The organism is Gracilibacillus kekensis (genome assembly GCF_900143085.1).
Lineage (GTDB): Bacteria > Bacillota > Bacilli > Bacillales > Amphibacillaceae > Gracilibacillus > Gracilibacillus kekensis.
On sequence record NZ_FRCZ01000011.1, the window covers coordinates 60,973 to 75,491 of the forward strand.

Genomic DNA, 14,519 nt, shown 5'->3' on the forward strand with positions numbered 1-14,519 from the left:
GCGTAGTCCATTTACGTAGACTCTTGCGGGATCAGCGTCTTCCGAAGACCCCACAGGAAAAGCATTTTTTGCTTTTCTGAGGAGGCTGAGGTGACGCCCGCAGAAAGCGAAGTAAATGGACGGAGCTTTTGCATTCCACTCATCATAATTTCAAAGTTTACAGTGACGTTACTTCGCAGTTTAGTTTTGGTGCGAAGTTATTAGGGCTATATAAAAAGCGTCTCTGAGTTATGTAACTCAGAGACGCTTTTTTGCGCGGTTCCACTCTGTTTAGGGCAGTGCGATGCCCTCCACTTGAACCAATAACGGCGGTTAACCGTTTTTCCGTACTCGTTTGTTCGGGAAAAAACTCAGAGGTGCATTTCAAAGACAAGTGCTTCAACCATTCTCAGCCTTAGATGGTTTTCTCTGTGCAAGCAGGTTTCCTTTTACTTCTCCTCATCCACGTTCTTTATTACTTATTATTATAGTGACTTTTGTAATTTTTGCTACTTATTTGATTTGTGACAATACATCTTGCAGTCTTGCTTTCACAATTTCTGCACCTAAAAGGTGGATGGCATTTGGTAATTCAGGACCATGAACCTGGCCAGTTGTCGCCACGCGAATCGGCATAAATAATTTTTTACCCTTTTGTTTGGTAGCTTTTTGGGTCGCTTTAATACTCGCCTTAATCTCTTCCGGGGATAGCTCTTCAATAGCACTAAACTGCTCTAGAAATCCTTCTAATACTTCTGGCACTTGCTCTTCTTTTAATACCGCCATTGCTTCTTCATTATACTTAATTTCCTTTTTGAAAAATAAATCCGTTAATTCAACAATTTCTGCACCGTAAGATAATTGATCATGATAAAGACTGATTAAATTTATAGCCCATTCTTTTTGCTCGTCCGTCATATTTTCTGGTAATTTACCTGCCTTGACTAAGTGTGGCAAGCTTAATTCTACTACTTCATCTAATGACGCTTGTTTAATATATTGGTTATTCATCCATTTTAGTTTCGCTGGATCAAAGATCGCTGGTGAGGTAGATAAGCGTTCCGGGTCAAATATATTAATAAATTCTTCTTGAGTAAATAATTCCTCTTCCCCAACCGGTGACCAGCCTAATAACGTAATAAAGTTAAACAAAGCTTCTGGTATATATCCTAGATTTTTATATTGCTCAATAAATTGTAGGATATGCTCATCTCGTTTGCTTAGTTTCTTGCGATTTTCATTTAGAATCAATGTCATATGACCATATTGTGGGGCATCCCATCCAAACGCTTCAAATATCATCATTTGTTTTGGCGTATTTGAAATATGCTCTTCTCCACGTAACACATGACTAATTTTCATTTGGTGATCATCAATTGCTACCGCGAAATTGTAAGTTGGAATTCCGTTCTTTTTCACCATTACCCAATCACCAAAATCACTTGATTCAAAGGTGATCTTATCACGCACAATATCCTGGAATGCATATGTTTTACTTTCCGGGACACGGAATCGAATACTAGGTAGACGTCCTTCTGCTTCAAATTGTTTGATTTGTTCCGCTGTTAGATCGCGATGAGCACCTGAATACTTAGGAACTTGTCCGTTAGCACGTTGCTCTTCCCGCTCTTTATCTAATTCTTCTTCCGTCATATAACATTTATAAGCTAACCCACGCTCTAATAATTCATCAACATATTTCTGATAAATATCCAGACGTTCTGTTTGACGATATGGGCCATAATCTCCACCGATATCAGCCCCTTCGTCCCATTCTAATCCAAGCCACTTTAAATAACGTAATTGACTTTCTTCTCCACCTTCTACATTACGCTTATCATCCGTATCCTCTGTACGAATTATAAACTTTCCACCTAAATGTTTTGCATATAAATAATTAAAAAGTGCTGTTCTTGCATTACCGATGTGAAGATGTCCTGTTGGACTTGGTGCATAACGCACACGTACTTCGTTTGTCATTGTGAGTGTCCCTCCAAATATATATTTATATATCGATCGATTTTCAACTGTACCCATTTTATCATTATCTCGGATAAAATGTTATGTTTTTATTTTTTGATTAGTAGGACGATTGCTTGAGCTGCGATGCCCTCTTTTCTCCCTGCAAAGCCTAACTTTTCTGTTGTTGTCGCCTTTACATTTACCTGGTCACTATTGCATTCTAATAGACGTGCTATATTCTCTCTGATTGGTTCTATGAATGGTGCAAGCTTTGGAGCCTGAGCGATTACCGTACAATCGACATTGCCGAGCGTATAACCCTTTTGTTCAACTATTTTCCATACTTCCTGTAATAACTTTTGTGAATCTGCATCTTTAAATGCTGGATCCGTATCAGGGAAGTGCTTACCGATATCTCCTTCACCAATTGCCCCTAAACAGGCATCAGTAATTGTATGTAGCAGTACGTCTGCATCTGAATGTCCTAAAAGGCCATAATCATGAGGGATATCTACTCCACCTATAATACATGGTCTATTCTCTACTAATTGATGAACATCAAATCCTTGTCCAATCCGAAACATTACTTTTCCTCCTGTCGGTTTAAAATCATCTCTGCTCGCATAATATCCTCTGGGGTAGTTAATTTAACGTTATGATAAGTACCCTCGACAATTTCAACCGGTTCATTTAATACTTCTACTAAAGATACATCATCTGTACCCAAAAAGTTAGCGGAAATCGCATTTTCATGTGCCTTTTTAATTAAATCATACTGAAAGGCTTGAGGCGTTTGGGCTGCCCACAGGGTCGAACGATCTACTGTTTCGACATTATCCCCGTTTTTTCTTTTTATTGTATCTGTCACTGGCACTGCTAATAATGCGGCTTTTTTCTGAGTGGCAGCTTGTGCTAAAGCATGTAAGTGTTCCTCATTAACAAAAGGTCTTGCACCGTCATGAATCATGATAATTCGCTCTTGTTCTTCCGACTTTACTGCAAGCAATCCTTTATATCCACTTTCTTGTCGCTCTTTACCACCCTCGACAAGTGTAACTTGATTATTCCAAAGATAATTAGCTAATAATTGTTGCATTTGTTGATGTTCTGTTGGATTGATAACTAGATAAATATGCTGACACCAACTGTCTTGAATAAACCTCTTTAACGTATGTATGATTAATGGTTCGTCCAGTAACTCGATGAACTGTTTGTTTTTCCCAGCGTTCATACGTTTACCTTGCCCTGCCGCTAACACAATAACATTATACTCAACCATGCGGCCACCCCAATCTCTAAAATAAACGATTATAATATATTTATTGACTCCGAAAACAAAGAACCTATAGCTTATAAGACACAAACTGCGCAATAAGCAGAGTGGTAATTTTAAATGAAAGTATGTGCGTGACAGCCGCTGCGGCTTGTCCACTTCGCTTTTACCACGGGCATAAGTCAACATCTGCTCAAGCAAGCTTTCGCAGTGTATCCTATACCGGGGGGCATGCTCTTCAGCTAACTTTGAAAAGAAAGACACTTTTCAAAGTGGATCTTCAGATCATGCTAATCCCCCAGGAGTCGAAGTGGACGCCTGCGCTAGATAAAGTTCTACAGTGGATGCAAGAGTTAAAATAATGACGATTATCTCGTCATGTCTAGAAAGGCCAAGTTTATAACTGTTAAAACCGTTGTAGAACCTATTTATAGCGTAGGCCGCCCACTTTCACTCCTGTGGGAATGTTTTACCTGAAGATCCACTTTATCAAGCGGTCTATGCTTGATAAAGTTAGCTGAAGGGAAAACCCCACGGAAAGGGAAGTGGGCAGCCGGAGCGGATAACTAATAGATAAATCATTTCAAAATGATCATGTCTCTTATTTCATAGTTTAGTTTTTTGTTTATTACCTAATGAATAAAAAGTGATAACTTAGAAGTTATCACTTTTTTAGCTTCTCTATAATGTTATACCTTTTTTAGAGTGCTTTTTCAAGCAATTTTGGCTTTGCGAAGATCATTCGACCTGCAGATGTTTGTAAAACACTGGTGATGACGACTTCGATGTTTTTGCCAATATAGTTCTTTCCTTCTTCTACTACAATCATTGTGCCGTCATCTAAATAAGCAACACCTTGGTTTTGCTCTTTACCGTCTTTTATTACCTGAACACCTAGTTCTTCTCCAGGTAAAACGATTGGTTTAACTGCATTGGCTAAATCATTGATGTTTAACACTGGCACCTTCTGAAACTCACATACTTTATTAAGGTTAAAGTCATTTGTTACGACTATACCGTTCATAACTTTAGCAAGCTTCACTAGTTTACTATCCACTTCTTGTATTTCTTCAAAATCGCCTTCATAGATCTCCACATTAATGGGTAAATCTTTTTGAATACGATTGAGGATATCTAAACCTCTTCGACCACGGTTACGTTTTAGAGCATCCGATGAATCCGCGATATGTTGTAACTCTTCCAATACAAACTGCGGTATTATAATCGTTCCTTCTAAAAAGCTTGTTTGACAGATATCCGCTATTCGACCATCAATAATGACACTTGTGTCTAATATTTTTGGCTTAGGTAATTCAAGTGCGGTGTCGTCTGACGTTATCGATTTCTTTTTTTCCTTTTTCGGTAAAGTAAACAAATTCAAAAATTCATCTCTCCGTTTAAAACCAACCTGGAACCCGAAATAGGCAAATAATACACTAAGGAAAATAGGCACCACTTGTGAAACAATGCGAATTTCAATCGATTGAATTGGAATAATTAAGAAATAAGCAATAATTAAACCTATAATAATACCTAAACTACCAAATAATAAATCTGCAACAGGGGCTTTCATTAACATTTCTTCAATCCAAGTAAAAAAGCTCACAATATAATCAGAAATCCATAAAGAAAGAATAAATAATATAATTGCTCCCAATACTAACCCCAAATAAGGCGCTACATAATCAGCCATTAACCATGTACCTTCAGCAAACCCTACTAATTCCAATAATCTTGGAATATATAAATATCCAGCGGTACCACCTGCAATAATAAAAAATAGTTGCACGAATCGTCTTAGCACCACAGTCACCTCCTATAAAATATTGTCTCCAACTATCAGAAATTCTAAACATATAAAGATAAATTAAATGCTTCTTAATCTCCTAATGCTATTTTAATTGCTTCTTGCACAGATTGAACTCCTACTACTTCAATGGAAGAGGGTGCTTTCCAACCATCAATATTTCTTGATGGGATAATTGCTCGCTTGAAACCCAATTTTGCAGCTTCCTGGACCCGTTGATCAATTCGAGAGACTCGACGTATTTCCCCGGTCAGACCAACTTCTCCAATCAGAACATCCTCTGCATGTGGAGCTTTGTCTCTAAAGCTTGATGCAATACTAATTGCCACCGCTAAGTCAATCGCTGGTTCATCTAACTTTACACCCCCAGCTACTTTCACATAGGCATCCTGATTTTGTAACATTAATCCCACTCTTTTTTCTAACACTGCCATCAAGAGAGGTACCCGATTATGATCAATTCCGGTTGCCATTCTGCGTGGATTACCGAAACTAGTAGGAGATATCAAGGACTGAATCTCTACCAGTACAGGCCTTGTTCCCTCCATTGAGGCTACGATGGTTGACCCTGCCACACCTTGTGAACGTTCTTCTAAAAAAATCTCGGATGGGTTTAACACTTCTGTTAATCCTTCTTCTTTCATTTCAAATATACCCATTTCGTTTGTACTTCCAAACCGATTTTTAACACCCCGTAAAATTCGGAAGGTATGATGCCTCTCTCCTTCAAAATATAATACAGCATCTACCATATGTTCGAGTAACCGTGGACCTGCAATGGATCCCTCTTTAGTTACATGCCCCACGATAAAAATAGGGATGTGGTTTTGCTTCGCGATACGCATTAACTCACTTGTACACTCTCGAACTTGTGAAACACTTCCTGGAGCACTTGTAACCTCTTCTTTAAAAATAGTCTGAATCGAGTCGATTACAACGAACCCTGGTTTGAGCTGGTCAATTTGATTTGCAATATCTACTAGATTTGTTTCAGATAAAACATATAATCGATCGGTTTTAATTGCGAGACGATCTGCTCTCAATTTCGTTTGTCTTGCTGACTCCTCACCAGAGATATAGAGTACATCCAGGTCATGTCGGGCAAGTTGACTTGATACTTGTAATAGTAAGGTTGATTTCCCTATACCGGGGTCCCCGCCAATTAACACGAGTGAACCAGGCACTATACCTCCACCCAACACGCGATTTAATTCTTGCATACTTGTTTTGATTCTAGGTTCTTCCTGTGACTGAATACTTGTAATCTTTTCTGGTTTTTGAGAAGTTTTAGAACCGGTAGCCCAATTACCTCTTGCAGACTTAGTAGCTTCTAGTTCCTCTACTAATGTATTCCACTGATTGCATCCTGGACATTTCCCCATCCATTTGGGAGATTCATAACCACAAGATTGACAAATAAATTTTGATTTTCGCTTAGCCAAAAGTATCGCTCCTTTTCATTATATACGAAAATACCCGCCCGTAAGTTACAAAGATCTATCAATTAAGTTAAAGAAGTATGTAAAAAGTGTAAAAAAAGGGAAAAACTCTTCCAAAGTAGACACAAACTGCTCAATAAGCAGAGTGGTAATTTTGAATGAAAGTATGAGCGTAACAACCGCTACGGCTTGTCCACTTCGCTTTCCGGGGGGCACGCTCTTCAGCTAACTTTGAAAAGAAAAACACTTTTCAAAGTGGATCTTCAGATCATGCTAATCCCCCAGGAGTCGAAGTGGACGCCTGCGCTAGATAAAAATTCTACAGTAGATGCCAGAGTTAAAATAATGACTACTATCTCGTCATTTCTAGAAAGGCCAAGTTTATACCTGTTAAAACCGTTGTAGAACCTATTTATAGTGTAGGCCGCCCACTTTCACTCCTGTGGGAATGTTTTACCTGAAGATCCACTTTTTCAAGCGATCTATGCTTGAAAAAGTTAGCTGAAGGGAAAACCCACGGAAAGGGAAGTGGGCAGCCGGAGCGGATAACTAATAGACAAAGTATTTCAAAATTATCACGACTCTTACTTCGCTGTTTAGTTTATTGATAGTGACTGCATAGTGAACTTTAGGTACAAAAAATCGGAAGGTGATACCCTCCGATTTTTTGGCTTTACATGACTTTAAATTCGTCCGATTCGTCTAGGTCAATGACCACTTTTTGACCTTTTTGTATCTTTTCTTTTAATAATTCTTCAGACAATAAGTCCTCTACATTTTTTTGAATAGATCGACGTAATGGCCTTGCACCATATTCAGGATCAAATCCTTCCTTGGCAATCTTTTCAATTGCCTTGTCAGACAATTCAAAGTCAATTTCCTGTTCCGTTAAACGTTTTTGTAATTCTTTCACCATTAATTCCACAATATACTTCATATGTCTCTTCTCTAATGAATGGAAGACAATGGTTTCATCAATTCGGTTTAGAAATTCTGGACGGAATGCCTTCTTCAATTCTTTTGTTACTTTTGAGCGCATATCCTGATAATCCTGTTCTTCATCACCTAAACTGAAACCAACATATTTATTACGTTTCAATTCGCTGGCACCCACATTGGAAGTCATGATTAAGACGGTATTACGAAAGTCAACTGTACGCCCTTTGGAGTCAGTGAGTCGACCATCCTCCAATACTTGTAAAAGAATATTAAATACTTCTGGATGGGCTTTTTCTACCTCATCTAATAAAACCACAGAGTATGGTTTTCTTCTTACTTTTTCCGTTAATTGTCCACCTTCTTCATATCCAACATAGCCTGGGGGTGAACCAACAAGACGAGAGGTTGCATGGCGTTCCATATATTCAGACATGTCAATCCGAATCATCGATTCTTCATCGCCAAACATCGACTCTGCTAAAGCTCGAGCTAATTCTGTTTTACCAACCCCGGTTGGACCTAAAAAAATAAAGGAACCGATTGGTCGTTTAGGATCTTTTAATCCTGCTCTTGCACGGCGAATCGCTTTAGAGACCGATTTGACTGCTTCTTCCTGACCAATTAAACGGTCATGCAAAATATCCTCCATGTGTAGTAATCTTTCACTTTCGTCTTTGGTAAGTGCAGACACCGGTACTCCTGTCCAGGTGGATACAACACTGGCGATATCTTCTACGACCACTTCAGAATTTTCCTGACCTTGTTTTTCTTTCCATTTTGTTTCTGTTTCCTCTAATTGTTTTCGCAGTTGTTGTTCATCATCTCTTAAAGATGCTGCTTTTTCGAATTCTTGGCTTTGTACGGCTGCATCTTTTTCTTTACGAACTTCTTCTAATTTTTGTTCTAATTCTTTTAAATTAGGTGGAGTAGTATAAGAACGCAGGCGAACTTTAGAACCAGCCTCGTCAATTAAGTCAATTGCTTTATCTGGTAAAAATCGGTCTGTAATATAACGATCAGATAATTTCGCTGCTGCTTCAATAGCATCGTCTGTAATCGTTACACGATGATGTGCTTCATAACGGTCTCTTAACCCTTGCAAGATTTGAATGGACTCATCTACCGATGGTTCATCAACTTGAATCGGTTGGAAACGACGCTCTAATGCTGCATCTTTCTCAATATATTTGCGGTATTCATCCAAGGTTGTGGCACCAATACATTGCAATTCACCACGTGCAAGTGATGGCTTTAGAATATTAGATGCATCGATTGCGCCCTCTGCACCACCTGCACCAATTAAAGTGTGCAACTCGTCAATAAACAAGATGACATTATTTGCTTGGCGTATTTCTTCCATCACCTTTTTCAGTCGGTCTTCAAATTCACCACGATATTTCGTACCAGCTACAACGGTTCCCATATCAAGGGTCATTACCCTTTTATCACGAAGAATCTCAGGTACTTCATTTTGGACAATCTGCTGAGCTAACCCTTCAGCAACCGCTGTTTTACCTACACCTGGCTCACCAATTAATACCGGGTTGTTTTTAGTACGACGACTCAACACTTGAATAACACGCTCTATTTCTTTGCCCCGACCTATTACTGGATCTATGTTACCTTCCTTTGCGATCGCAGTAAGATCTCGTGCAAGGGAATCTAATGTCGGGGTACTGGCATTATTATTTTGAGTATTACGTCCATTTTGAGAACTATTGGACTCATTACTGCCAAGAAGCTGTAACACTTGCTGGCGTGCTTTATTTAAGCTGACACCGAGGTTGTTTAATACACGAGCTGCCACACCTTCCCCTTCACGTATGAGACCTAATAGGATATGCTCTGTTCCAACATAGGAGTGACCTAGTTTTCGTGCTTCATCCATGGAAAGCTCAATAACCTTCTTTGCTCTTGGTGTATAATGAATCGTTTGAGATACTTGATTCCCTTTTCCAATTAAGGACTCTACTTCTTCTCGGATTTTATCTGCTCCAAGTCCGATTGCTTGAAGTGCTTTTGCTGCAATACCATCGCCTTCACTTACAAGGCCTAGTAAAATATGTTCTGTTCCAATGTTATTATGACCTAATCGCACTGCTTCTTCTTGAGATAATGCTAAAACTTTCTGTGCTCTTTCTGTAAAACGTCCAAACATCATTTAATATTCCTCCCTTTGCTCCAACGTGAACCGTTCCCGAATCAAGGATGCCCGAAAAACATCACGTTCATTCGGTGTCAGCATTTTTTTGGCATATTGTTGCAAAAATGCTGGTTGTGTTAATACAACCAATTCATTTAGTATTGATTTAGAAATATATTCAATAAACCCTAAATCAATACCCAATCGTACATCTGATAAACATTTCGCTGTTTCCTTAGACTCAATAATACGGCTATGTTGCAGGACGCCATAAGAACGGAAAACCCGATCTTCCAGTTCAAGTTCTGATTGATCCATTAACAGAGTCCGCGCGTGTCTTTCGTGCTCTATTAATTTCTCGACAACACCTTTTAAATCTTCAATAATATCTGTCTCTGATCTACCTAAGGTAATCTGATTCGAAATTTGAAAAATATTTCCTAACGCCTCGCTACCTTCTCCATAAATGCCTCTTACCACTAATCCCAGTTGATTAATGGCAGGAATCATTCGATTGATTTTTCTAGTGATCGATAGTGCAGGCAAATGCATCATGACAGAAGCTCTTAAACCCGTCCCGACATTCGTAGGACAGCTTGTTAAATATCCTCTATTTTCATCAAATGCATAGTCTATCTTTTCCTCTAGCCAATCGTCTAGTTGGAATGCTTCTTCCAATGCTTTTTCCAATTGAAATCCCGGAAAATATAATTGCGCACGAATATGATCTTCTTCATTGACCATAATGGATACTTGTTCATTTTTAGATATCAGTGCTGCCCCGCGTGTTGACTTATCTGCCAAGTGTGGGCTAATTAAATGTTTTTCTACTAACACTTGTTTTTCAACAGACTTCAATTCAGACATTTGAACAAATTCTAATTCTTTATATTGTTGAAATGTACGGTGATTGAATCCCTTTTCCATAAAAGAAAGAATACTCTCCAAATGCTCTTCCTCAGCAATAAGTGGAAAAGGTGATTGATCAAAGTTGCGCGCTAATCGAACGCGGCTACTCATCACTATATCACTATCTGGACCATCTTCTTTTAACCATGGGCTAATAGCTTCATTCATAAATTGTTCTAAACCCATTTATGCCTCACCTTCCCCATGTTGGTTTAGGTTGTTCTCCAATGATTTAATCTGATCACGAATTTTCGCTGCGTCTTCAAATGCTTCATCTGCAATCGCTTGTTGTAACTGAAGTTTTAAATCTCTCACCATTTTCCGTTGGTAGATATCTGTTCCAATACGTTTTGGAACTTTACCTTCATGAACAGTATTCCCACTGTGTACCTTACGAAACAAAGGATTTAAATGTTCAGCAAATGTCTGATAACACATCGCACAACCAAACTTACCGACTCTTGCAAATTGATGATAGGTCATACCACATTTATCACATTGTATTTCCCTTTCTTCTTTTTCTTGCTCTGTTGGCTGATGCAAAGCACTCGGATTTGGATTAAACAAGCCTGATAATAGATGATGCAGCGAATAAGCATCCTCATCAGGAGATACGTATCCTTTTTCCTTAGCACATTTCTGACAGACATGAATTTCGGTTTTATCACCGTTAATCACTTGTGCAAAATGAACCGTTGCTTTATTTTCTTTGCACTCTTGACATTCCATACTGGACACCTCCTAAATCTCATACTTTAAGGCATTTAGCATTGCAGACATAATCCTTGCCCGAATTTCATCGCGGAGTGGTAATTGAAAAGGTAATGTAGTTCGATCTATGGCATTCACCATTAATTTTGCTTCTCTTTTGGTAATTAACTCTTCTTCTAATAATCGTTCTAATATATTCACTGCTTTTAATTGGGAAATTTTCGGTTGAATCATTTCGATAATTTCATCAATGAGTTTCGCTTTATCTTCATTTGTAATGCGACTGATCCGAATATAGCCCCCACCACCGCGCTTACTTTCAACTAAATATCCTTTTTCTAATGTAAATCGTGTATTGATTACGTAATTTATTTGAGAAGGTACACATTCAAAGCGGTCGGCAATTTCACTACGCTTTATTTCAATGATTTTGTGTTGATTACTGTGCATAATTTTTTTCAAATATTCCTCAATAATATCTGATATATTACGCATTTTCCCTCCTCCAATCTGACTTTGACTATATTTGACTATATACTCATTATACTCTAACTCAGCTGAGATGAAAACTATTTGGTCTTTCCTATTATAACCTTCCCATTCACAGTTCAAACGGGTTATGGACGAAAACGAATCTTGATTTTTTTCACGTCTTCTTGTTCGAGCAGCCATTCATATAAATTTTCCTGTTTCTTTTTATGAATAGCATCAATAAACATTTTTATTCTTGTTGTGTTCTCACTTTCTTTTGAAATGTCAAATTCCCGTATTTCAACCGGAAATGACTGAATTCTTTCTAAAAATTTCGAAGTCTCGTTCTTATTAGAAATTTTCACTTCAAATATGATATGATGATTTTTGCTGTGCAATCTCTTTTCAAACTTGTTTAATACCACTAAGCTCACTAAAATAATCAATGTTGTTATGATCGCTTCTTTATACATTCCAATACCTACAATTAGCCCTAATCCAGCCACCGCCCAAATTGAAGCAGCGGTTGTTAGCCCTCTAATTGTACCCCCATGTACAATAATGGTACCGGCACCCAAGAAACCAATCCCACTAATAACATAGGAAGGTATACGTGCAGGATCAAAACGCACATTATCATAATTTTCGATAAAATAATCAAATCCATTTATAGATAATAACATCATTAGACAAGAACTTACCCCTACTAATATATGAGTTCGAAATCCAGCTGAATGTTTATTTACTTCTCTTTCAAAACCAATTAAACCTGCTAATACTAACGCAATCATTAGCCTGGAAATAGATTCTATAAATTCTGCATCAAAGATTTGCTGCCACACAAAAAATTCCCCCTTTTTCATCAAATTAAATTATCACGTTGTAATAGTACCCTAACGAAAAATCCGAGCTGTAGCAAAAAAGCTAAGGAATAATCGGATTCTAACTCCTGAGAGTCTGAAACTCGCCCTGGTATATATTTTTTTATTCCACTTTCTCTTATACCCGTTTTTAGTACATTTTAGTAATAAAAAGCCCTCCTACTGTTTGTAGAAAGGCTTACGGTTACTTTTAAAAGAAGTCTGGAAAATAAGGTGTCTGATTTGGAAGTATCTTGTCTAATTCTTGAACAGCCTCCACATCACCCTTGATCATCTCGAGATCTCTTAATTCTGTAGGACGTCGGTAATTGAGCATGATACTGCTAAGTTGTTGAATGTTAACAGAAACTAAAGGGATTGATGTATTTAGTTTTTCTAATTTTGTAACATCTATCCTTAAATGATCCGGATTAAATTCATAATACCCATTATTTTCTTCAAGAAATGTATCCTCCACTTTCAGAACAAATGGCTGAAATTTCTCTTCTATGCGAAACGGAAATAGGGTTAGAAATTGTTCAACATCAACAATCCTGCTCATAAAGTAAGGCGAAATCGATTGTTTAAATCTTGGTTCGTCTACTAAGAGAGTGATTGGATCACCTTCTGGCAAGCTAACAAATACATCATCAACCATGGAATCATGATTACTCAAGAATTGATAAATAAGTTTTCGTCCATTTAATGTACTGAACGCCATATCTTTTATTGTTAATTTTCGCTCTTTGACATTATATATTATGTATCCCTCTAATACATTACTCTCATTATATGCAAAAGCGATTGTTTGTTTTTTATCAAATATTCGATGTTGCCACCATTGTCCATCTCGATACAGTGAGCCAGTGTAATCGTCTATATAAGATGTATATACCTTGTTCAATTGTTCGATTGATTGTTCTGTTGGTTCAGCTCTTCTGACATCACCTTTACCATTCCAGGTTTTTGAGAAATGAGATATTGGAATTTGAAAATCCTGTTTTGCAAAAGTAACTTCCCATCCATACTTTCGATAAAAGGGTATTGAAAAAGGATGTAGGTAAGAAATGGTTTGCCCTTTAGTTTTCATATCACTTAAAGCTTCCTTGAGCAGTTGCTTGATCTTCCCACCTCTTCGATGCTCTGGCCAAGAAGCTACAGCAGCAACACCGCCCATACGTAACTTCTTACCGTGCAAATGGACTGCAAATGGAATAACATGCACTTTTGCTGCTAATTTATTATGATCAAACCATCCCCAAATAGTATGGGTGTCTAATTCTTTTTGCTTATTACGCATCTCCTCTTCCGTTAAGGTGTACTGAAATGCAAATTCTGAAAGTGAAAATATCCCCTGATAATCTTTGTAATTGCATTCTCTTATTTTAGACATGGCATATACTCCTTTTCTTCCAATATAACTATATTCTTTCAGCTTTCCATTATAATTGTCAATATATTTCACTAGCAATACTACTAGAATATATATAAAAACACCTTAGTCTAATTAGACTAAGGTGTTTTCAGTGTGCCTGGCAACGTCCTACTCTTGCAGGGGCGCGAGCCCCAACTACCATGGGCGCTGGAGAGCTTAACTGCTGTGTTCGGCATGGGAACAGGTGTGACCTCTCCGCTATCGTCACCAGACTGGGATATACCCTAAAAACTAGATAAGAAAAGAAAAACAAGCTTCAAACAAACCGCACTTTATTTTAGTATAGATAAGTCCTCGATCGATTAGTATTCGTCAGCTGCACATGTCACCATGCTTCCACCTCGAACCTATCTACCTCATCGTCTCTGAGGGATCTTACTCTATCGAATAGATGGGAAGTCTCATCTTGAGGGGGGCTTCATGCTTAGATGCTTTCAGCACTTATCCCTTCCACACGTAGCTACCCAGCGATGCTCCTGGCGGAACAACTGGTACACCAGCGGTGTGTCCATCCCGGTCCTCTCGTACTAAGGACAGCTCCTCTCAAACTTCCAACGCCCACGACGGATAGGGACCGAACTGTCTCACGAC

At 38.2% G+C, this 14,519-nt stretch carries 11 protein-coding genes, 2 rRNA genes and 1 other annotated feature; all 13 genes read right to left on the reverse strand.

Annotated features, from left to right (window positions below; genetic code table 11):
• Positions 1 to 236 precede the first annotated feature (236 nt).
• Positions 237 to 454, reverse strand: a binding site (T-box leader).
• A 38-nt stretch (positions 455 to 492) separates the two neighbouring features.
• Positions 493 to 1,959 (reverse strand): glutamate--tRNA ligase, encoded by a 1,467-nt coding sequence (gene gltX / locus BUC25_RS18520; protein ID WP_073203347.1) that lies wholly within the window; start codon positions 1,957 to 1,959, stop codon positions 493 to 495.
• Between the two features lie 89 nt (positions 1,960 to 2,048).
• Positions 2,049 to 2,525, reverse strand: a complete 477-nt coding sequence (gene ispF, locus BUC25_RS18525) for a 2-C-methyl-D-erythritol 2,4-cyclodiphosphate synthase (protein WP_073203348.1) — start codon at positions 2,523 to 2,525, stop codon at positions 2,049 to 2,051.
• Positions 2,525 to 3,220 carry a 2-C-methyl-D-erythritol 4-phosphate cytidylyltransferase gene (gene ispD / locus BUC25_RS18530; protein ID WP_073203349.1) on the reverse strand — a complete coding sequence of 232 codons (696 nt, stop codon included), beginning with the start codon at positions 3,218 to 3,220 and terminating at the stop codon, positions 2,525 to 2,527. The genes ispF and ispD overlap by 1 nt, the downstream gene beginning before the upstream one ends.
• Positions 3,221 to 3,914: 694 nt before the next feature.
• Positions 3,915 to 5,018: a PIN/TRAM domain-containing protein gene (locus BUC25_RS18540; RefSeq protein WP_073203351.1), complete on the reverse strand. Its 1,104-nt coding sequence runs from the start codon at positions 5,016 to 5,018 to the stop codon at positions 3,915 to 3,917.
• A 74-nt stretch (positions 5,019 to 5,092) separates the two neighbouring features.
• Entirely contained in the window at positions 5,093 to 6,463 is a 1,371-nt protein-coding gene (gene radA, locus BUC25_RS18545) for a DNA repair protein RadA (protein WP_073203352.1), read from the reverse strand.
• A gap of 670 nt (positions 6,464 to 7,133) precedes the next feature.
• Positions 7,134 to 9,560 (reverse strand): ATP-dependent protease ATP-binding subunit ClpC, encoded by a 2,427-nt coding sequence (clpC, locus tag BUC25_RS18550; RefSeq protein ID WP_073203353.1) that lies wholly within the window; start codon positions 9,558 to 9,560, stop codon positions 7,134 to 7,136.
• Positions 9,561 to 10,637 carry a protein-arginine kinase McsB gene (mcsB, locus tag BUC25_RS18555; protein WP_073203354.1) on the reverse strand — a complete coding sequence of 359 codons (1,077 nt, stop codon included), beginning with the start codon at positions 10,635 to 10,637 and terminating at the stop codon, positions 9,561 to 9,563. It lies immediately after the preceding gene.
• Positions 10,638 to 11,180: a protein-arginine kinase activator protein McsA gene (gene mcsA / locus BUC25_RS18560; RefSeq protein WP_073203355.1), complete on the reverse strand. Its 543-nt coding sequence runs from the start codon at positions 11,178 to 11,180 to the stop codon at positions 10,638 to 10,640.
• A 12-nt stretch (positions 11,181 to 11,192) separates the two neighbouring features.
• Positions 11,193 to 11,657 (reverse strand): CtsR family transcriptional regulator, encoded by a 465-nt coding sequence (locus tag BUC25_RS18565; RefSeq protein WP_073203356.1) that lies wholly within the window; start codon positions 11,655 to 11,657, stop codon positions 11,193 to 11,195.
• 122 nt (positions 11,658 to 11,779) lie between these two features.
• Complete coding sequence (locus BUC25_RS18570) at positions 11,780 to 12,424, reverse strand: MgtC/SapB family protein (protein ID WP_244535218.1); 645 nt, start codon at positions 12,422 to 12,424, stop codon at positions 11,780 to 11,782.
• Positions 12,425 to 12,704: 280 nt separating this feature from the next.
• Positions 12,705 to 13,886 carry a GNAT family N-acetyltransferase gene (locus BUC25_RS18575; protein ID WP_073203358.1) on the reverse strand — a complete coding sequence of 394 codons (1,182 nt, stop codon included), beginning with the start codon at positions 13,884 to 13,886 and terminating at the stop codon, positions 12,705 to 12,707.
• 137 nt (positions 13,887 to 14,023) lie between these two features.
• Positions 14,024 to 14,140 (reverse strand): 5S ribosomal RNA (gene rrf, locus BUC25_RS18580).
• A 70-nt stretch (positions 14,141 to 14,210) separates the two neighbouring features.
• A 23S ribosomal RNA gene (locus tag BUC25_RS18585) occupies positions 14,211 to 14,519 on the reverse strand; the annotation flags it as partial.